Below are 19,447 nucleotides of genomic sequence, written 5' to 3'. Positions count from 1 at the left end.
CCACCGCCCAGGAGCCACGAGCCACCCATGATCACCTTTGAATCAGTATCCAAGAGCTATCCCGGGGGAACTCGGGCGGTGGATGAGCTCAATTTAGAGATCGCCACCGGATCCTTCACGGTGCTCGTCGGACCCAGCGGCTGCGGCAAAACAACATCGATGCGCATGATCAATCGAATGGTCACCCCCAGCTCCGGACGGGTGCTGATCGATGGGCAGGATGTTTCGGGTATTCGCGCAGTAACCCTGCGTCTGGGCATCGGCTACGTGCTGCAAAATGCTGGGCTCTTCCCTCACCGCACGGTCTTAGATAACGTGGGCACCGTTCAGCGCCTACTGGGACTGAACAAGGCTCAGGCCCGAGCCAAGGCTTATGAAGCCCTTGAACGGGTGGGGCTCGACGCGTCCCTGGCCTTGCGCTACCCCGCCCAGCTTTCCGGCGGACAACAGCAGCGCGTGGGGGTGGCCCGAGCGCTTGCCGCCGACCCACCGATCTTGCTCATGGACGAGCCGTTCAGCGCTGTTGACCCGATCGTTCGGCTCGAGCTACAGCAGGAGGTTCAACGCCTGCAAGCCGAGATCAAGAAAACGATCGTGATGGTCACCCACGACATCGACGAGGCGCTGACCCTCGGAGATAAGATCGCGGTATTGGCACCGGGCGGGGTGCTACAGCAATATGCCGATCCACTATCCATCCTCACCCGACCAGCCACCAACTTTGTCTCAAGCCTCGTTTCCAAGGACCGTGGCTTCCGCGCCCTGTCGTTCGAATCACTGACCGGCCTATCCACCACCGAGCTTCCGGCTCCCGACACCGCCGGCCGCATTCACCTGCCCACACTGGGCAACGGGTTCAGCGCCGAAATCAACCATGACGCCGCAACCGTGTGCTGGAGTGACGGCGTCACAGTCCGCTCGGCACCGCAGCCGATCATACGGCCCGGGGATTCTCTGCGCACGGGGCTTGATGCCGTCCTCGCCTCCCCCTCGTCCGCCGCACTGCTGGCCGATCACGATGGAAACATCGGCTCGTACTTCACTCTGGCGGACCTTCAGCCGCTACTGAGCAAGGCAACGCGGGTTAGCTCATGAACTGGCTACTGGCCAACTTTCCCCAGACCTGGGAGCTAACCACTGCTCACCTGTACCTGAGCCTGGTTCCGACGGTGATCGGTGTGGTGCTCGCGCTAGGACTTGGGCTGATCTTTGGAAATCGGCCGCGCAGCAGGGCCGTCATCACCTCCATCGCCAGCGCCGTTTTCACCATCCCGTCACTCGCGCTCTTTGTGGTGATCCCCTCGCTGATCGGCACCCAGATCCTTGACCCACTCAATGTTTTGATCGCCCTGAGCCTGTATTCGTCCTCGCTGCTGGTTCGCACGGTCTTTGACGCGTTGGATGCTGTAGCCCCCGAGGTACTCAGTGCCGCCGAAGCGCTGGGCTACTCGCCGGCTCGCCGTCGCGTTTTTGTTGACCTTCCGCTGGCACTGGGTCCGCTGGCCGCAGGCACCCGAGTGGCAGCGGTAACCAACGTGTCGCTGGTGTCCGTCGGCGCAGTCATCGGCGTTGGCGGGCTGGGACAGCTTTTCGTTTCCGGCTACCAACGCAACTACCCGGACCAAATCCTGGCGGGAATCATCATGATCCTGATTCTCGCGCTTATCTTGGACCGACTCATTGCCGTAGGTGCACGCCTGGCCACCCCCTGGCTCCATCAGGGAGCGACTGCTAAATCGTCAACGAATAACGCACCGCGGAACCCCAGCATTAGCACCGGCGCCAACACTGAAGGAGTGAGCTCATGATCAACGACATGCTCTCCTACCTCGGTGATGCAGCAAATTGGACTGGCACAGCCGGAATCCCCGCGCGACTCGGAGAACATCTCTGGTATTCGTTCCTAGCCGTGCTCGCCGCATCGATCATCGCCGTCCCGCTGGGGGTCTTCATTGGGCACACCGGCGTGGGCAAGGTGATCCTCGTTTCGGCCTCCAACGTCCTGCGAGCGCTGCCGTCCCTGGGCATCATGACACTTCTGGTCCTCCTGATGGGCGTCGGGTTATTGCCTCCGGTCATAGCACTGGTTCTCATTGCCGTACCCCCGATCTTGGCTGGCGTGTATGCAGGTGTTGCCAATGTGGAGCCAGCGGTGGTGGATGCCGCCCGAGCCATCGGCATGAAGGACTCACGCATCATCCTCCAAGTTGAACTTCCGCTGGCTCTCCCGTTGATCTTGGGCGGGCTGCGCGGCGCCATCCTGCAAGTCATTGCCACGGCGACCATCGCCGCCTACGTCAATCTGGGTGGGCTGGGGCGTTATATCTTCGATGGGCTGGCCTTGTACGACTACGGGCAGGTGTTGGTCGGTGCCGTCCTGGTCACGGCCTTGGCGCTGGTTCTCGATGGGCTGTTGGCCCTACTGGCCCGCGTGCTATCGCCTGACCGCCGCCTGGTTTCACGCTAGCCCACGTCACCCTTGCCGTGTTGGCGTAGCTGGATCGCCACATCGATATCGTCGGTCGTGGGACACGCATGCTCATTCAGATCGGCGATTGACCACGCGATCCGCAATACCCTGTCGTGCCCGCGGGCACTAAGCCGCAAAGATTCGGCGGCCGCATTCAATCCGGCCGTCGTGGCCAACGGCAAAGACAGTTCATGGCGCAGCACCGCGCCACTGACTTCGGCATTGGTGACCCAGCCCCAACGTTGCAACCGCTCGCTGGCCGCTGAGCGTGCGGCACGAACTCTGGCAGCCACCAGGACCGATGACTCTGCCGGGGCCCGCAGAGCGAGCTCACGGGCCGATAGAGCAGGAACAAAGAGTTGCATGTCGATCCGATCCAGCAACGGACCAGAAAGCCGGGCCAAATAACGGCGGCGCTGCATCGGGGTACAGGTGCAATCGGTACCCTTACCCAGGTTTCGTCCGCAGGGACACGGATTCGCCGCCATCACCAGTTGAAAGCGGGCCGGGTACGTTGCGGCGCCTGCAGCGCGGTGAATGGTGAGCACTCCAGATTCCAAGGGCTGGCGCAATGCATCCAACGCTTGCGCCGAAAACTCGGGAGCCTCATCCAGGAATAAGACACCGCGGTGGGCACGGGACGCAGCTCCGGGCCGCGGGATGCCGCTGCCCCCGCCGATCAGGGCAACCATTGAGGCACTGTGATGCGGTGCTTCGAAGGGCGGGCGGCGGATCAGTGCGGTGATCAGGCCGCCACCTGAGGCCAGGGAATGCACCGCGGTGGTTTCCATCGCTTGGGTGTCGCCCAGATCCGGGAGCAGCCCGGGTAGGCGTTCGGCCAACATGGTTTTTCCGGCGCCCGGCGGGCCGGTGAGCAATAGGTGGTGGCCGCCAGCGGCCGCAACCTCCAACGCGTAGCGTCCCTGTCCCTGCCCGATGACCTCGGCAAGATCCAACGCCCCGGACTGCCTCGTACCCCAATCGGTATTTCGCGGTCGCGGGGAATGGTGTCGGGCACGAAATTTCAGGTCGGCCGGGTCGGCCCCGTAATCGGCAAGTAGTTGTGAAAGGTGGGCATAGGAGCGCACCTGGGCTCCCGCCACCAGTTCCGCCTCGGCCTGGTTGTCGCCCGCGACCACGATTCTCGGGTAGCCGGCTCGCACGGCGGCCATGACCGCCGGCAGCACCCCGGCTACCGGACGCAGTGATCCATCAAGGCCCAGCTCCGCCAGATACACAATATCGGCAGGTAGCGTGATCGACCGATCGGCGGCAAGGGTGGCCAACAGGATGGCGAGGTCGAAGCCGGATCCTCGTTTGTGCATGGTGGCGGGTGTCAGATTTACGGTGATGCGCCGGTTGGGCATGGGTAAGCCCGAGTTGCGTGCCGCCGAGCGAATCCGTTCCCGTGACTCGTTCAGTGCAGCATCGGGCAACCCCAGCAGGATGAATCCGGGAATGCCGTTGCCAATGTCGGCTTCGATTTCAATGAGTTGGCCGTTGAGCCCGTTCAGGCCGATGCCAAGAGTCCGCGCCAGGCTCATGACTCCACGCCGATCAGGTGTTCGATTTCCGGATCCCGTCCCGGGGCCATAAGGATAGCGATCACATCCACGCGCGCTGTATTTGGATCCCTGCGGTGTGCAGCGCACCACCGACGCACTAGTCGGGAGATCCTGCGCAGCTTCACGGGGTTTACCGCCTCGGCCGGATGCCCAAAGCCCAATGACGAGCGGGTCTTCACCTCCACGCCGATGATTTGCCCGGAGTTCTCGGCCACGATGTCCAGTTCTCCCACGGTGCAGCGCCAGTTGCGACTCAACACCGTGTAGCCAGCGTTGGTGAGATACACGACTGCCAGCTCTTCACCTGCAGCGCCGAGCTCTTGGTTGTGATTCACGTGCACACGCCCCTTGAGAGATGCGGCCCACCCGGTCGTCCGGAGTCGGACCGCTAACTTGATTTCTCTTAGCGTGGGTGCCGTGGTGCCACGGAGCTCGACTGACCCGCAGTGCTGTTGATAACGCACGGCGATCCTTCGGCGAGCGCCATCATTCAGCGTAGGCTCCTGGGCACACAACCAACGCAGCGCTGCCGATGAGACGTGATTCTCATCGACAGCGCCCTGTTTTCGGCTTTCACCTACTTGTTCTGGCTACCCTCCATAGGGCCAGGACCAACCGCCGTTTCCTTCGGGGTCGTAGGCGACCTTGCCGCTCACATCGGCGACATCAAGAACAACCTTCCCTCGAACGCTCTGCCCGGGATTTACCACCGCGGGAAGTAGCGCCGAATCATCCAGACACCCCCACGCTGTTTCGGAGGTGAGGTTTTTGCGTACCTCCCCGCTGCCGGTAGTGATGGAGAAGGCCTCGGCGACCAGCGGCATGTAGAGGTCCCCAGTTTTCTCTCCGACCTTCTCAGACACGGAGCTCGCTAGGCTGGCCTTAACATCAAGGATGAGAAACTTTGTTCTCGTGGGACGAAGCTGGCCCGCTCCAACACGCGCATCACACCGATCCGCCAGTTCGGCATGAGTGACCTGGATCGTGAAGTAGGTCTTTTCGGTAGATTCATCAACAAGACCCGCAATTTCTCCGGCGGCCTTTTCAACATTGTCGAACCGATCCACCTTCACTTCCGCTCCGGTCATCGGATGGGTGCCCGCCGCGGGCGTTCCAACGTCAAGACCAGATGGGCTCTGCCAGATGTTGCCACTGGCTGCTGTCGCAACCCCGACACCGACGGCGGCAATGGCTAGCACCAATAAACCCGAGTTCAGTGGGCTGATTTTTCTGCTGTGATTTTTCATCGTCAGTACCGTTTCAGGTAGTCGCCGGAATTAACCCGAATTCCATTCTGGGTCAGGTATTTGCTGATCTTGGATCCACCAAGGTAGGCCCAGGACTTTCTGCCGTTGATGTCGGTGACAATCTTGCGGTTGTAATTCTGGTCCGCCAGGGGCTTATTGGCGTCATACCGTTCCCATTTGTCGAGGGAAGCTAGCGCACTCTTGTAGCTTTCGGGTTTGATGTCCATGCGCTCCACCACGACGGTGCGTGATTTTGTTGTTGTGGGAACGATGAATGACCACCAGGTTTGGTTTGGCTTGAGGTACATGTTGAATGCCGAGAGTTTGGTGGTGCTTTCCTTTACCGTGCGTCCCCGCAGCAGGTGGTACGCCGATTGGCCCTTTCGCAGCGTGCCATATACCGACACCGCGTATTGCTCATTGGTCTTCAGATATTTGCTGGAGATCCAGCCCGTCCCCTTCGTAGTTTTGACCTTTGACCAGCCCGATGAACTGGAAATATAGGTCACCCGTTCGTTAAACGGAACTACTCCGAGGCTCGCGTAATGTGTGCGGTTACCCTTTCGCACGTTCACGTTGGCCGTTGTCCAGCGGTAGCTAAGCGAAGGTTTTGTCGGCGGCTTGCTCCCCGTGACATTTTTTAGGTAGGCGCTTGCTACCCAGCCAGATCGACTCTTGTAGCTGGTTTTGCTCCAAGTTCCACTGGTTGATGTGACCGAAATGGTGGTGCCCTTGGGGATCGAGAGCAAAATCTTCGACGAAGTGCAATTGGCTTGGCGAAGATTTAGATTGTTGGTCGTGATCTTCTTGACCGCAGTTGGCGTGGTGGCCGGTGCATTCTTGAGATAGGCCGATGACACCCACCCCGATTTGTTCTTGTGTGTCGTTTTACTCCAGTCACCAATGACTTCGGTGATGCTCAGTTTCGTGTTTTGCGGGATCGTCAATATCACCGCTGAGGAGGTGCTTCTGCCAGATCTCAGGTTCAGATTGTTCGTGGTGACTTTCGTCAGTTTGACCGTCGTCGCGCCAATGCCGAGGGCTGCTAGCGTCACTGGCGCGCTTCCTGGCGGTAAGGTTCGCGACACTTCCGCGGCATGAGCATCCACAATCCCGTGGACCCCAGCACCACTACCGGTCACGACGATGGCCAGTACCAATGCCGTGATCATTCGCTGCTTCGGCAATCGAATCTCCCCCGTCAAATAAAGGTTCACAAAAGACCGCGCACTACCGAAGCGGTCACGAGATGCTCCATACGACCCTCGGCTGACGAAGCAAAACACCAGTAGACGATGCCCTGCGCTCATTAACGACGAGTGATTGATTTATGCTCTCATCGAAGTAGTGTCCATGACTAGAGAAAAGGTGACGCAACTGATCAATCTAATTTAATTAAATTCGTAGCCGCATGATGCCGATCGTCACTTCGAAAGAAGTTGAGACTATCTCCGCTAGTGACGTACCTGCAGCACCTCGCCGGCGAGCGCCCTCGTGCTACTCGCCTGGTCACCTGTCGCTTTATCTCGCGTAGATGCGGTGCGTGTACGACCGCGGAGGCAGAAACTCCATTGAGCTGGGAGCGCTCGCCGGTGGAACAATCAAAGGTCGGGTCGCGATCACCTGGCAGCTTGTGGGGCCAAAAACCTGAGGGAAGCCGTGGCTCGCACAGCGCGGCCGATAAACGAGCCCGTCAGCCGTTTCCGGCGCTGCTGCAGTTTCGTAGACGTCAAATTCTGGGCCGTTATCGGTGCCGTGTAGCGTGAATCGAAGCGCGTTGGTATCGGAGGCTGGCGGAACCGACTAGTCCGATTGTCTGAACGATGCATTGCCGCCCTCGTTGGCCTCACTATCGTGCAGCCCTCTGCCGGTGGTGAGCGTCGTCAAAAAGGATCCGGTTGAAGTCCAGCACATGCGGCAGCTCATCCATCGATAACCGGTCACCCAAGGACTGGTGACTTATGCCGGGTGTTCGTGGTTTCCGAGTCTGCGTACCCGCGGCACCGCGTCCTTCAGTGATGAAATATCGAGCGTAAAATCCACGCGCAGGGGTTTGTTGTTTCCGTCGGCGTCGGGGAGATTGTTCACCGTGACGCTTCCGGTCAGCTCCCGGGCTTCCAGCGCGCGGTGAATCCCGATTCTATGGTTCAGCCGGTAACACGCACGATCACTCCCCGCGTCGCCACCGTTGATCTCTCCGGGGTAAATATTCTCTGCACTGGGGTCACGCAACTCGACATCAAGTTCAGCGCCGCTGAGCAGTTCATTGCTTCGGCGGTACCAAGCTACGGCGTCTTCATGAGCCCCACGCAGATTGACGTAGTTAAACTCAAGCAGCACCCCGTTGCTGTGTACCCGAACCGTGTCCAGGCGCAGAATCCCCTGCTGGCTTTGGTGCAGTACCTCATCCACAATGACGATCACGGGCAGTTCATCAAGTCGAGGTTCACAGGACGCTTGGTCATCTGCTCTTTGCTCGTCGGCTTCCAGCAGCTGGGCCATGGCCACAGGATCGTCAAGGATCTCGGGTACGTCGCGATACAGCGGACCCGGTAGGAAGCTATGCCCGGTCCACGCCCGATGTGACAGTCCCAGACGCTCGAAGGCCTCCTGAACGTGATCGGAGGCGGCGAAAAGCCCCGAATCTTCGTTCCCGGCGATAAAAGACCGCCCGGCGTCGATGCCGAGGGCAGCAACCACGCTCCGGTAGCTGGCTAGAGCACCGTGCAAGGCGGTGATGGCCGAGGCAAAGGCGCGACCCCCCGCCTGCTGGTCCGGTACCCCGTCATCAAAGTGGTAGTCGAGCGTGCTGAGGTAAGGCAGCCCGTTCAGAGTGCCGCCCGAGACCCGGCCAAAGGAAACTGTGCCGAAGTCTTCTGCGTTCGCGGCCGAACCCTCGTGGTCTGCTGGATTCTGCTGCTCTGGTTGCTCGCTCATTTGCACGATGCCTCCCCTCATGACGGCCCACATCTTTTGACCGAGCCTAACAGCAGGGGAATTTCGCGCGGTCGTGAGGCATCGCTGACACAAGAAGGACCTCGCTGGACCTAGTTCAAACCGTCCTTGGGGATCGAAAGGTCCTCGACGCGGTTCAGTTCCTCGATGTTGACGTCCTTAAACGTTACGATCCGCACCGACTGGACAAAGCGGCCCGTGCGATAAACATCCCACACCCACGCGTCGGTGAGCGTCAGATCGAAGAAGACCTCGCCGTCGGACGAGCGGGTCTTGAGGTCAACATGATTGGCCAAGTAAAAGCGGCGCTCGGTTTCAACAACAAAGTTGAAAAGGTTTGCAACGTCTTTATATTCACGGTAGAGCTGCAGCTCGAGTTCGGCCTCGTAATTCTCCAGATCCTCGGCACTCATGATGCACTCCGCCCTCACCCTATGAATCGATGGTTGCGCCCCGGCCATAGGGGGTGGTTCGCGCCGGGAATGCCAACGGACCGTCTGGCCTGTTCCCCCTACGGTACGCCGCCGGACCGCTCAGCGCGGACATTGAGCCGAGTCTTATTTGCCTTCTGATCCACGAACGATCAAAAGGTCGGCAAGGCGCTCACTGGCACCTTGCCGACCTGGGTTATTTCAGTTCGAGCCCGCTCTTGGGAATCGTGAGCTCTTCGGTTCGGTTCAGTTCCTCGATGTTCACGTCTTTAAACGTGACGATGCGTACCGATTTCACGAAGCGGCCGGTGCGATAGACGTCCCAGACCCAGGCATCGGTCAGCGTGAGGTCGAAGAAGACCTCCCCATCGGCCGAGCGGGTCTGAAGATCGACGCCGTTGGCGAGATAAAAGCGGCGTTCGGTCTCCACCACGTAGCCAAAAAGCCCGGCCACATCCTTGTATTCGCGGTAGAGCTGGAGCTCAAGGTCGGCCTCGTAGTTCTCAAGGTCTTCGGCACTCATTCTTTTCCTTCACCTTCCTAGGAGAGTTATTGGCCCTTGGGTGTTAATTGCCAGCTGCGGCGGTGGTAATCGGTGGCCCCATGTTCAAGAATTGCCTGCCGGTGAGATTCTGTCCCATAGCCCTTGTTTTGGATCCAACCGTACGCTGGGTAGGCCCGATCATAACTATCCATGAGGTCGTCGCGCTCAACTTTAGCGAGGATGGATGCGGCAGCGATGGACAGTGCCAGCAGATCGCCCTTGATCAGGGTTCGGACCGGTATCTGCAGGCCGTCAACATCTTCGGGGTCACCGAATCCCGGAAGCAGGGAATCCAACAGGGTGGGTTGGATGGTGGCCGAAAGCCAGTCGAGGTTTCCGTCGAGCAACACGGCGTCCGCCGCTTGTTGCTCGTGCGCGAAATTCACCGCTCGCAGTCCCGCCAGCCGCAGTGCTGCGACGAGGCCCAAGGCATCAATTTCCGCGGCACTGGCGTGCCCGACTCCCCAGGCAGCTACCCAGGATTTGATCGCCGGAACCAGCTCATGGCGCACCGAATCTGAGAGTAATTTGGAGTCCCTGACCCCGGGCAGCAACGGGACGTCGGCCGGGTCAATGACCACGTAGCCGACGGACACCGGACCCGCTAGTGAGCCGCGCCCCACCTCATCGGCCGCACCAATGTAGCGGTGACCACGCTCCGAGGCCAGTGCACGTTCATGGATGAGGGTCGGCGCCACCGACGCCACTATTTGACCGCGGCCGGAACGTTGGCGAAGACCTCGTCGTGTCCGGAAATCCCGCCGATGCGGTTCAGCGGCCAAGAGATTACTGCGGCGCGACCCTCAATGGAGGAGATGTCGACAAAGCCGTCCTGAATATCCTCGTGGTAGCGGGAGTCTGCGGAGGCTCCGCGGTGATCGCCCATGACCCAGACCTTGCCTTCGGGAACAAGCTTGCTGAATTTGATGTCCGAGGGATTATCCCCGGGGTAAATGTAGGACTCGGTGATCTCTACGCCGTTCACCGTGAGCTTGCCATTGGCCGAGCAGCATTCCACGGTGTCACCGGGCATGCCGATGACGCGCTTGATCAGGTGTTGGTTGGACGGATCGGGGGAAAGCCCAACAAAAGTAAAGAAGTCCCGAACGGGGTTGGAGGGAGCCGCTGCCACCGGTGGCAGCCACCCCAGCTCATCCCGGAAGACCACCACATCGCCACGTTCCAGATCAAAAAGCCCCGGTGCCATGAGGTTCGCGAAGATTCTGTCGTCAACCTGAAGGGTTTGCTCCATGGAGCCGGAGGGAATGTAAAACGCCCGGAAGAAGAAGGTCTTAACAACAAGCGAGATCACCAGCGCGGCGATGACAATGATGAGGATCTCCCGAATGGAAGCCCACACGGGGTTGCGGTGCTTGCGCGGTCGGTCGGGTGTTGCTGCGGGGTCGCTGGCATGGCTCACGTGTGTGCAGGCCCTTTCCATTAATTCTGATTCGTTGCCGAGGTGGCACATGGTCGTATCTGCCGGCCATCGGTCAACGCAGAGCCTGATCGTGCTCCTTCAGCTATAACCCTACGTCGCGCGGCGCCTACCGGTGCCTCATGGCGCGCCTGCGGGTATCCCGAGGCACGTCATGAGGCTTCCGACGCCCGGTTAGCTAGAGGCTGCGGGGCTGGCGATGCCGGAGGATTCGATGAACTTGAGGGCAATATCGCCGGTGACATCAGCTGCAGACAGACCGGTCTTGATAGTTTCCAGCTGAGCTGGGTCCACTGCCAACGTGATGGTCCCGTGGCGTCCAGAGGGTACGTATTTGTGGATGGCTGTAGCAACCGATCCACCTTGTGCCTTCTGCCAGGCCATGATCTTGGAAATCGTGGCGTCGAGTTCGGCGGCCGAGTGCCTGGCGAGATGAGCGACGGCTCCGGCCGCAGTCACTTCGTCCGCGGATTTCTGGTCAGTGACGGCGACATGGAGTTTGTTTTCCGCGATCCACCCCTCCGCGTATTTCTCGCCGAGCGAATCTTTCAGGTTTGTATTAAGTTCAAGCAATTTTGGATCCTGGGTCTCATTCTGGCTAGTGCTGGCGGTGGGGGTTGGCTGCGTGCCTACCTCACTGCCGCAGGACGTGAGCGCGAAGGCTCCTATCAAAGCTGCTGCCCCCAGCATGGTGCGGGCTTGAGATTTCTGCATGGCTAAACCACCTTTGATTTGGACCGATTCTATGGGCCGAACCCGGGCATTGGCTGATAATCGCCGGGGAATTAAGAAAGGGGGGTCTTGTACGTAAATCCCTTGTGGATTTCGTACAAGACCCCCCTCGGTTATCGGGCGCGACTAGCTTTGCGCCAGATGGTTATGCTCCGTGGCTGCCCTTGCGGCGGAAGAGCAGGAATGCACCCGCTGCAACCAACAGGGCACCACCGGTAGCGATGAACGGCAAAGCGACGTTCGGACCGGTGTTGGCCAGAGGATCTTTGTCACCATTGTTGTTGGTGTTGCCCTGGGGTTCCACTGGTGCCTTGGTCGGCTCTTGAGTCGGCTCAGGCGAGGTAGTCGGCTGCTCAGACGGCTCAGGCGAGGTAGTCGGCTGCTCAGACGGCTCAGGCGACGTGGTCGGCTCCTCAGACGGCTCAGGCGAGGTAGTCGGCTCCTCAGTCGGCTCAGGCGAGGTAGTCGGCTCCTCAGTCGGCTCAGGCTTAGGCTCTGCGGCAACGTTGAACGTAATGCTCACAGCGGCCGAGGTAGCCTCGTCGATCACCTGGACGGCAGTGACCTTGTGGTCACCCTCGCCAAGATCGGACGGAACCATCACGGTCCAGGCGCCGTTGGCAACCTCAGCGGTCAATTCAACATCACCAATGGTCACCTTGACGGTGGCACCGTTGATACCGAAACCGCTAATCGAGGTCGGGGCCTTGTCGAAGGCGAAATCCTGGCCATCGGCCGGGGAATCAATCGACGGGGCAGCAGGAACAACCTTGAAGTCGCTCTTGACCGATGCGGAGGTATTCTCCCCCGAGGTCTGCACGGCGGTGATGCTGTGCGAACCGTAGCCAAGGATTTCGGTGAGCTTGATCGTCCACGTTCCGTCAGCTGCAACAACAACGTCCTGCGTGACCGAGCCGGTCAGCTTCACCGTGGCACCGGCAACGCCGGTGCCCGAGATCTGCGACCGGGCGGAGGTGTAGGTCTTGCCATCGGCCGGAGCGGTGATGGCCGGTGAAACCAGCTGGACAGTGAAGGAACTGGTCGCTGCCTTAGAGGTTTCGCCGCCCTTTGCCTGCGTAGCCGAGATCGTGTGCTCGCCATAGGACAGCGCGGTGGGAAGCTTGATGCTCCACTTTCCGTCGGCATCCACAACGGCGGTTCCCGTGGCATCGCCAGCGAGAGTAACCGTTGCTCCGACAACGCCGGTACCCGAAACGGTCGAAACCGGGGTGTTAAGCGTTGCGGCGTTCTTCGGGGTGCTGATGACCGGTGCGCCGATAACTACGTTGACCGACCCTGCGGTGATCTCCGACTCATTGAAGCCCTTGATGGTCTGCAGGGTGAAGTCGAACTTGCCGTAGTTCGCCGGTACCTTGAAGCTGAACGCTCCGGAGGCGACCTTAGCGGTCGCGACTGCTTTGCCGCCGGACATGACCTTGACGGTGGAGCCCGTGGGGGCTCCGGCAACGGTGCCGGTGATGGTTGAACCGGCGGCAACATCAGATCCCTGAGCGGGTGCCTTGACAACCGGCGCGTTCAGGAACATCGCGATGGAGTAGTTATCGGTGTGGTCCAGAGCATCAACGATGTCGGTGAAGTATGCACGTCCGCCTTCGGCGGGTGCAATGGCGCTGGTGACGCCGACAGCGGTACCGCCGGAAATCACCGATCCGCCCGAGTCACCCTCGTTGGCCTTGGCGTAGTCGACGTTTGGCATGCCGAAGCCGCGTACGCCGCGGGCATCGTCAGCACCGTTGTAGCCACCAACCAGGAAGATGCCGACTTCGTCAACGGTTCCGCAGGTCCAGCCGGTGGTTCGACCCGACTTGCAGATATCGGTACCTGCGACTGCCGCAGCAACGCCGGTGACCTTGGTGCCGTGGTCACGAACATCCGCCGTCGTCCAGTCGGAAACCAAGGCCTTCAGGGTCAGAGCCGGATTGATCTGGTCGATGACCGAGATATCGGTACCGACGTTGCCAAGGTCATCTACGCTCTGTGCATCATCAAGACCGGTGACCGAGCTGTTGTTAGGTCCGCCAAATTGGGAGAACCCAAAGGTTCCAAGAGCCGCACCCGGTCCGGAGAATTCATTGGGGGCACTGTGCTCAAGGATCTGCACATCGGTGATGTCGCCGTCGTGCTCACAGTGACCTGCCGAAATGGCTGCTTCGTCGCCGCCGCCGTTATAGCCGGTGAAACCAATGGAACAAACGCTGTAACCGTTGGCATTTGGAGCACCGTAGCCCATGCCGCCGAGTACATCGGTGGACGCAGCAGTTTTTGCCGGTCCGTCGGCTACCTCGACGGTGACCTTGGTGTATTGCTCTGCGAACTCTTCGGCCGTCAGCTTGTCGCTGAAACGCAGGGACGAGGCCTTCGGGCTATCCGAAGTCTTCTTCTTTTCGGTCTCAGCTACGCCACCGGTGCGGATGACGAAGGTGCCGTCCGAGCTCTTCATGATGGCCTGCAGCTGCGAAACAGCTTCTGGCTCAACTGCCGCAACGTAGGCGTCTAAGAGGGCGTCAACGTTTTTCGGGTTCGCCTTGGCCTGAACTTCCGGAGCAACCTCGGCCTTGATCTTCGGGCTTTCGGCAACCTTCAGGTCTTTGGACTTGGGAGTGCTGGATGCTTTGGCTTCCGCAGTACTGGGAGCCGTAGCTTCCGGCGCGATGGATGCTTTAGCTTCCCCGCTTGCATCCGCAACTGGGGCCGAAGAGGTATCGACCTTCGTCTCGGCTTCTTCCTCGGCAACGATGTCGACTTCGACGCCCGTGTCCTTAGTCAGCTCGTCAAGCTTCTCGGTGACGGCTTTTAGTGACGATGCAGCAACGGTGACGTTGATCTTTTTATCGGCAATCGCAAAGTCGGCTACCAGCTTGGCCTGCTTCAATTCCTTAGACAGTGTCTCAACAACCTCATTGAGCTCACCATTTTCGTAGAACTCTTCGATGCTGATGCCAAGATCGCGCTCAACAGCTTCTTCAAGTCCTTCAGGAAGCGTCGCTACATCCGGAGCGGTCGAAGACTCCGGGCTCGGCACGGCGGCAGATTCGCTGGACGTCGGTTCTGGGGTGGCAGTCGCGGTAGCGATAGCCGGGGCGGCCATGAAGCTGCTGCCAATCACTAGTGCGGTTGCGGCAGCGATACTGCCCCGCTTCAAGAGCGCACGTGATGAATCGTGCATATAGGGTCTCCCAATTCAAGGTGTGGAACCTCGCAGGTGTGTGCGCCAAAAATGTCTCTGAGACATCAGTTGGGCACACCGCGAGCAATGAGTGTTACCGAAACGAAACACTAACCTGTTTATATATCCAGACACAAACATCCGGGGTGCCTAAAATCCACCAGATGGAGTATTTGACGTATCAACTATCAATCGAAATTCCGCGCCATTCCGGGGCTAAATGGGAAAGAGGTCGTGGTCACATTTATCGACACGCCCGGGCGGAAATTTTCACGTCTCCATGCCGAATTATTCCGTAATTTACAGGTTTCATGCAGGTTGGTGTGAAACGTGAGGGTTCAACGGTGCGTCACAGGCGCCGGAACATCAACACGTTTCGACGTCCAATTCTCAGCGGTCGGAAGTCGGAAGACTTGAAGTGGACGTCCCGAAAATTTAATCCACCATTAAGCGAAACTAATCGACGCGTCCCCCAGTTGATAAAGCGTCTCTTGAACGTGATGATTACGTTCTTTGCCCCGCAGAGGCTCTCGCCTCGGCATTTTTCAGCATCGACCCCATAAATGAAAAAAGGTGGTCCGCCGATTGGCGGACCACCTCATTATTTCAAACTTGGGACTTCAGCCAGATCGCTGGCTGGCTCAAGTGTTCGGTTGCTATTCCTGGGCCAAATCACCTCGGTGACCCGGCCAAGGACTCGATCAACATCGATCATTCCACCACCCGGGGCTCCGAGCAGTGAACGGGAGTCTTCGGATACCGACCGATGGTCGCCCATGACCCACAGACGCCCCTGCGGCACGTGAACGGTGAAGTTCATGTCGCTGGGATTATCGCCGGTAAACACATAGGGCTCATCAACCGGGAATCCGTTAACGCTGAGACGACCATCCGAGCCACAGCAGTTGATGGTGTCCCCGCCGACTCCGATTATGCGCTTGACATAAATGGAGTCATTCCCCGACAAACGCAGAGATCTGGCGAAGGAATCTATGGCGTTGGGTCGTTGATACGGAAGGAAGGAGCCCCGACCGTCGAAGACCACAACGTCGCCGCGCTGGATCTCGGCGTCCTTGTAGGCAAGTCGGTCCACCAACAGTCCGTCGCCCGGGTTGAGCGTCGATTCCATCGACGTTGAACCGATGTAGAAGAAGTCCACGACGGTGGCGCGAACAACAAGAGTGATGACCGCAGCGGCCACGAGCGCACCAACGACAAAGCGCCAGACCCGAGAACGGGACCGGCGCTTTGTCGAAGCGGAAAAACTATCCGATTCAGTAGGTTGATCCACGATGGATCCTCCCCTTTTACCCGAAGGTTTTCGAGGAGGGTTCTCGTTTTTCTTGCTACTTGGCGGCGCGGAAGTCGCGCTTTTCGCGGATCTTCGCGGCCTTGCCGTGGCGATCGCGCATGTAGAACAGCTTCGCGCGGCGAACGTCGCCGCGGGTTACCAGTTCGATCTTTTCGAGAACCGGGGTGTGTACCGGGAAGGTACGCTCCACGCCGACGCCGAAGGAGACCTTGCGAACCGTGAAGGTTTCGCGAACGCCGTCACCCTGGCGACCAAGGACGAAGCCCTGGAAGACCTGGACACGGGAGTTCTTGCCTTCAATGATGTTTACGAAAACCTTGACGGTGTCACCGGCGCGGAAGTCGGGGATATCGTTGCGCAGCGAGGCTGCATCGACAGAGTCGAGAATATGCATGAATGCATCTCCTAGATAGACGCCGCAGGTCACCTACCTTAGAAACGGACCGTTGATGTTCCTCACGAGGCACAAGGCCATCGAGGGAAAGATGTGGCGGTCCGGAGCTTGGTACCGCGATCCGTTTGCGGATCGGCAGTAGGCCCGGCTGTTGGTTCGTTCCCCCTGCGGCAGGAGCAGAACCCAGTAGACCCAAGAATCTATTTTGCCACAGACTACGGCTCATCGCCACGTTCTGTGGGTCGACGGGCTTGCGGGATGCTGCCAATAGCCCCATCCCGGCGGCAAATTACCTCTTCGGGCTCATTCCGGGTGGATTTGTGGTGCCCAATGTCATAAGCGGTGTGCGCAGCAAAGCTGTGATAGTTTCGTTTTGACCACACGGGGGCCCTCGCAAGGGCTGAGATCAAGCTGACGCAGCAAGAGACCGTTGAACCTGTCCGGGTCATGCCGGCGAAGGAAGTGAGTACTCCTTGAGCAACACCATTTCAGAGCACAACCCTGTCCAAAACGCTGCAGAGCCAGCCGAGACCCAATCCCTGAAGTCCCATTCGCTGGCCTATGTGGAGGATTCCGATTCGGGGATCCGGGTCCCTGTCACACAAATCGCCCTCGAGCCCTCCCCCGGTGGAAAACAAAACGCCCCCCTGCAGGTCTATCGCACCGCCGGGCCGGGCAGTGACCCGGTGGTAGGTCTGCCCGCATTCCGCAGCGCGTGGATCGAGGAGCGTGCCGACACCGCGAACTATGCCGGACGTGAAAGGAACCTGCTCGATGATGGGAAGTCGGCACTGCGCCGCGGAAAGGCTTCTGCCGAATGGAAGGGAAGCCGTCCGGTCCCCCGCCGCGCCCTTGCTGGGCAGCGTGTGACCCAGATGCACTATGCCCGAGCCGGCGTCATTACTCCGGAGATGCGCTTTGTCGCGGTACGCGAGAACTGCGACGTGGAATTGGTGCGCAGTGAGGTAGCGGCGGGCAGGGCCATCATCCCGGTGAACATCAACCACCCAGAGTCCGAACCGATGATCATCGGCAAGGCCTTCCTGGTGAAGATCAATGCGAACATCGGCAACTCGGCCGTCACCAGCTCCATCGCCGAGGAGGTGGACAAGATGCAGTGGGCCACCCAATGGGGAGCCGATACCGTGATGGATTTATCTACCGGCGATGACATCCACACCACCCGTGAATGGTTGATCCGCAATTCCCCAGTCCCCATCGGCACCGTGCCGATCTATCAGGCGCTGGAAAAAGTTAATGGTGAGGCCAACGACCTGACCTGGGAGATCTTCCGCGACACGGTGATCGAACAGTGTGAGCAGGGTGTTGACTACATGACGATCCACGCCGGGGTGTTATTGCGCTACGTGCCGCTCTCTGCCAACCGGGTGACGGGCATCGTCTCGCGCGGTGGGGCCATTATGGCCGGCTGGTGCCTAGCCCACCACCAGGAGAACTTCCTGTACACGCACTTCGACGAGCTGTGCGAGATCTTCGCGCAGTACGACGTGGCGTTTTCGCTGGGCGACGGACTGCGCCCGGGCTCGATTGCCGATGCCAACGACGCGGCACAGTTCGCCGAGCTGGACACCCTCGCGGAGCTAACGGCCAGAGCCTGGGATTACGACGTCCAGGTCATGGTCGAGGGACCCGGGCACATCCCCTTCCACCTGGTGCGCGAGAACGTTGAACGCCAGCAGGAGTTGTGCAAAGGTGCACCGTTCTACACCCTTGGCCCGTTGGTCACCGACATTGCCCCGGGTTACGACCACATCACCAGCGCCATCGGTGCCACCGAAATCGCTCGCTATGGCACGGCGATGCTCTGCTACGTGACCCCCAAGGAACACCTGGGTTTGCCGAATAAGGACGATGTGAAGACCGGGGTGATCACCTACAAGATCGCTGCCCATGCCGCGGATTTGGCCAAGGGCCACCCGGGAGCCTCCGAGCGAGATGACGCGCTGTCCAAGGCTAGATTCGAATTCCGTTGGCGCGACCAGTTTGCCCTCTCCTTGGATCCGGTGACGGCCGAGTCCTTCCACGATGAGACACTGCCGGCTGAGCCCGCCAAGACCGCACACTTCTGCTCCATGTGTGGACCGAAGTTCTGTTCCATGCGCATCAGCCAGGACATCCGGGACGAATATGGATCTGCCGACTCGCAGGCGGCCATCGCCGAGATGGTCGGTGGGATGCGTGAAAAGAGTCAGGAGTTCCTGGCGTCCGGCGGCAAGGTTTATCTGCCCGAGCTCGAGGTTCCGGCCCGAGCTTAACGCCAAGGCCTAGAAATGAGAGAAGGCTCCCGGTTCCCACTTTCGTGGCAGCCGGGAGCCTTCATGGTTCGTTGTGGAACCTAGTCTTGATCGAGCTGGTCCTTGGGAATGATGTGTCCCTCAACCACGGCAAAGCCGTTGTGCCAGAGCGTGTCGCGGTCGTGGCGGTTCAGCGTGGATCCATCCAGCTGAACAATCATGTCCGGTCGTCGGATGGCGGTGCGTTCAAGCTGCTTGTTTCGGCGGAAGCGCGCGATCTTGCCGTGGTGTCCGGAAAGCAAGACCTCGGGGACCTCGCGGCCTTCCCACGTATCGGGCTTGGTGTACACCGGGTATTCAAGCAATCCATCGGAGTGCGATTCCTCGTCCAAGGAGGCGGGGTTACCAATGACGCCGGGGATGAGTCGACCGATCGCCTCAACCATGGCCAAGACTGCTACTTCTCCCCCATTAAGCACGTAGTCGCCGATGGAGATGGGACGGACGTCAAAGGCTTCGGAAGCGAATTCCAGGACGCGTTCGTCGATTCCCTCATACCGTCCGCAGGCGAACGCTAGGTGTGGTGCTTCGGCGAGGTCGTAGGCCATGTCCTGGTCGAAGACCGCACCGGCCGGTGAGGGGACGATGAGGATCGGCTTCTCGCCGGTGGTCCGGACAACCGGCGACTCGGTGGCGATGCGGTTAAGCACCGCGCCCCAGGGTTCCGGCTTCATCACCATGCCGGCGCCACCACCGTAGGGGGTGTCATCCGTGGTGCGGTGGCGGTCCGAGGTGTAGTCGCGCAGATCGTGCACGTTCAGATCTAGCACCCCTTCCCGTCGGGCCTTGCCGATCAGCGACAGATCAAGGGCTGCTAGGTACTCGGGGAAGATCGAGACAACATCAATGCGCATGGG

18 protein-coding genes and 1 riboswitch are annotated in these 19,447 nt (G+C 59.7%); of the genes, 4 read left to right on the top strand and 14 right to left on the bottom strand.

Annotated elements, in window-relative coordinates:
• Nucleotides 1-27 precede the first annotated feature (27 nt).
• Genes HED64_RS16780 through HED64_RS16770 form a run of 3 tightly spaced genes read left to right on the top strand, consistent with a single transcriptional unit; the run spans nt 28 to nt 2,467 of the window.
• Entirely contained in the window at nt 28-1,095 is a 1,068-nt protein-coding gene (locus HED64_RS16780) for an ABC transporter ATP-binding protein (protein ID WP_168153130.1), read from the top strand.
• Nucleotides 1,092-1,808: an ABC transporter permease gene (locus HED64_RS16775; RefSeq protein ID WP_168153129.1), complete on the top strand. Its 717-nt coding sequence runs from the start codon at nt 1,092-1,094 to the stop codon at nt 1,806-1,808. Before HED64_RS16780 ends, HED64_RS16775 begins: the two co-directional genes overlap by 4 nt.
• Complete coding sequence (locus tag HED64_RS16770) at nt 1,805-2,467, top strand: ABC transporter permease (RefSeq protein ID WP_168153128.1); 663 nt, start codon at nt 1,805-1,807, stop codon at nt 2,465-2,467. Before HED64_RS16775 ends, HED64_RS16770 begins: the two co-directional genes overlap by 4 nt.
• On the opposite strand, the gene HED64_RS16765 is transcribed toward HED64_RS16770, so the two are convergent.
• The 13 genes from HED64_RS16765 to rplS all read right to left on the bottom strand — a co-directional run bounded on the left by HED64_RS16765 (nt 2,464) and on the right by rplS (nt 16,275).
• Nucleotides 2,464-4,014, bottom strand: coding sequence for a YifB family Mg chelatase-like AAA ATPase (locus HED64_RS16765; RefSeq protein WP_168153127.1), 1,551 nt, complete (start codon nt 4,012-4,014; stop codon nt 2,464-2,466). The genes HED64_RS16770 and HED64_RS16765 overlap by 4 nt on opposite strands.
• Nucleotides 4,011-4,370, bottom strand: coding sequence for a YraN family protein (locus tag HED64_RS20100; protein ID WP_168153126.1), 360 nt, complete (start codon nt 4,368-4,370; stop codon nt 4,011-4,013). Before HED64_RS20100 ends, HED64_RS16765 begins: the two co-directional genes overlap by 4 nt.
• Before the next feature lie 255 nt (nt 4,371-4,625).
• Nucleotides 4,626-5,282, bottom strand: coding sequence for a hypothetical protein (locus HED64_RS16755; protein ID WP_168153125.1), 657 nt, complete (start codon nt 5,280-5,282; stop codon nt 4,626-4,628).
• Nucleotides 5,283-5,284: 2 nt separating this feature from the next.
• On the bottom strand, nt 5,285-6,454 hold the full coding sequence (locus HED64_RS16750; RefSeq protein WP_168153124.1) for an SH3 domain-containing protein: 1,170 nt from the start codon (nt 6,452-6,454) through the stop codon (nt 5,285-5,287).
• Nucleotides 6,455-7,241: 787 nt separating this feature from the next.
• The gene (locus HED64_RS16745; RefSeq protein WP_168153123.1) at nt 7,242-8,219 is read right to left on the bottom strand and encodes a hypothetical protein; all 978 of its coding nucleotides are present in this window, start codon (nt 8,217-8,219) and stop codon (nt 7,242-7,244) included.
• Nucleotides 8,220-8,329: 110 nt separating this feature from the next.
• Entirely contained in the window at nt 8,330-8,650 is a 321-nt protein-coding gene (locus HED64_RS16740; RefSeq protein ID WP_132357879.1) for a DUF2469 domain-containing protein, read from the bottom strand.
• Between the two features lie 214 nt (nt 8,651-8,864).
• Nucleotides 8,865-9,191 (bottom strand): DUF2469 domain-containing protein, encoded by a 327-nt coding sequence (locus HED64_RS16735; RefSeq protein WP_168153122.1) that lies wholly within the window; start codon nt 9,189-9,191, stop codon nt 8,865-8,867.
• A gap of 26 nt (nt 9,192-9,217) precedes the next feature.
• Entirely contained in the window at nt 9,218-9,910 is a 693-nt protein-coding gene (locus HED64_RS16730) for a ribonuclease HII (RefSeq protein ID WP_342590757.1), read from the bottom strand.
• An 8-nt stretch (nt 9,911-9,918) separates the two neighbouring features.
• The gene (lepB, locus tag HED64_RS16725) at nt 9,919-10,632 is read right to left on the bottom strand and encodes a signal peptidase I (RefSeq protein WP_168153120.1); all 714 of its coding nucleotides are present in this window, start codon (nt 10,630-10,632) and stop codon (nt 9,919-9,921) included.
• A 192-nt stretch (nt 10,633-10,824) separates the two neighbouring features.
• A complete protein-coding gene (locus HED64_RS16720; protein ID WP_168153119.1) occupies nt 10,825-11,364 on the bottom strand; it encodes a hypothetical protein in 540 nt (179 codons plus the stop codon).
• Nucleotides 11,365-11,527: 163 nt separating this feature from the next.
• Nucleotides 11,528-14,569, bottom strand: coding sequence for an Ig-like domain-containing protein (locus HED64_RS16715; protein ID WP_168153118.1), 3,042 nt, complete (start codon nt 14,567-14,569; stop codon nt 11,528-11,530).
• A gap of 601 nt (nt 14,570-15,170) precedes the next feature.
• Nucleotides 15,171-15,860, bottom strand: a complete 690-nt coding sequence (gene lepB / locus HED64_RS16710) for a signal peptidase I (protein ID WP_168153117.1) — start codon at nt 15,858-15,860, stop codon at nt 15,171-15,173.
• A gap of 55 nt (nt 15,861-15,915) precedes the next feature.
• A complete protein-coding gene (gene rplS, locus HED64_RS16705; RefSeq protein WP_132357891.1) occupies nt 15,916-16,275 on the bottom strand; it encodes a 50S ribosomal protein L19 in 360 nt (119 codons plus the stop codon).
• A gap of 371 nt (nt 16,276-16,646) precedes the next feature.
• Nucleotides 16,647-16,754: riboswitch (TPP riboswitch) on the top strand.
• Here rplS and thiC point away from each other — a divergent pair.
• Nucleotides 16,749-18,551, top strand: a complete 1,803-nt coding sequence (thiC, locus tag HED64_RS16700) for a phosphomethylpyrimidine synthase ThiC (protein WP_168153116.1) — start codon at nt 16,749-16,751, stop codon at nt 18,549-18,551. It overlaps the preceding riboswitch by 6 nt.
• An 80-nt stretch (nt 18,552-18,631) precedes the next feature.
• On the opposite strand, the gene trmD is transcribed toward thiC, so the two are convergent.
• Entirely contained in the window at nt 18,632-19,444 is an 813-nt protein-coding gene (trmD, locus tag HED64_RS16695) for a tRNA (guanosine(37)-N1)-methyltransferase TrmD (protein ID WP_132357894.1), read from the bottom strand.
• Between the last annotated feature and the right edge of the window lie 3 nt (nt 19,445-19,447).

The organism is Paeniglutamicibacter terrestris, from assembly GCF_012271785.1.
Classification (GTDB): domain Bacteria; phylum Actinomycetota; class Actinomycetes; order Actinomycetales; family Micrococcaceae; genus Paeniglutamicibacter; species Paeniglutamicibacter terrestris.
Note: the sequence above shows the minus strand (reverse complement) of the source record. Positions and strands in the feature narration are given on the sequence as shown.

Bases quoted from the DNA above. Each gene is read 5' to 3' on its own strand.
- HED64_RS16740 (WP_132357879.1), bottom strand. From the start codon at position 8,650: ATGAGTGCCGAGGATCTGGAGAATTACGAGGCCGAACTCGAGCTGCAG.
- trmD (WP_132357894.1), bottom strand. From the start codon at position 19,444: ATGCGCATTGATGTTGTCTCGATCTTCCCCGAGTACCTAGCAGCCCTT.
- HED64_RS16775 (WP_168153129.1), top strand. From the start codon at position 1,092: ATGAACTGGCTACTGGCCAACTTTCCCCAGACCTGGGAGCTAACCACT.
- HED64_RS16715 (WP_168153118.1), bottom strand. From the start codon at position 14,569: ATGCACGATTCATCACGTGCGCTCTTGAAGCGGGGCAGTATCGCTGCC.
- HED64_RS16770 (WP_168153128.1), top strand. From the start codon at position 1,805: ATGATCAACGACATGCTCTCCTACCTCGGTGATGCAGCAAATTGGACT.
- HED64_RS16755 (WP_168153125.1), bottom strand. From the start codon at position 5,282: ATGAAAAATCACAGCAGAAAAATCAGCCCACTGAACTCGGGTTTATTG.
- HED64_RS16735 (WP_168153122.1), bottom strand. From the start codon at position 9,191: ATGAGTGCCGAAGACCTTGAGAACTACGAGGCCGACCTTGAGCTCCAG.
- HED64_RS16750 (WP_168153124.1), bottom strand. From the start codon at position 6,454: ATGATCACGGCATTGGTACTGGCCATCGTCGTGACCGGTAGTGGTGCT.
- HED64_RS16765 (WP_168153127.1), bottom strand. From the start codon at position 4,014: ATGAGCCTGGCGCGGACTCTTGGCATCGGCCTGAACGGGCTCAACGGC.
- HED64_RS16720 (WP_168153119.1), bottom strand. From the start codon at position 11,364: ATGCAGAAATCTCAAGCCCGCACCATGCTGGGGGCAGCAGCTTTGATA.
- rplS (WP_132357891.1), bottom strand. From the start codon at position 16,275: ATGCATATTCTCGACTCTGTCGATGCAGCCTCGCTGCGCAACGATATC.
- HED64_RS16780 (WP_168153130.1), top strand. From the start codon at position 28: ATGATCACCTTTGAATCAGTATCCAAGAGCTATCCCGGGGGAACTCGG.
- HED64_RS16745 (WP_168153123.1), bottom strand. From the start codon at position 8,219: ATGAGCGAGCAACCAGAGCAGCAGAATCCAGCAGACCACGAGGGTTCG.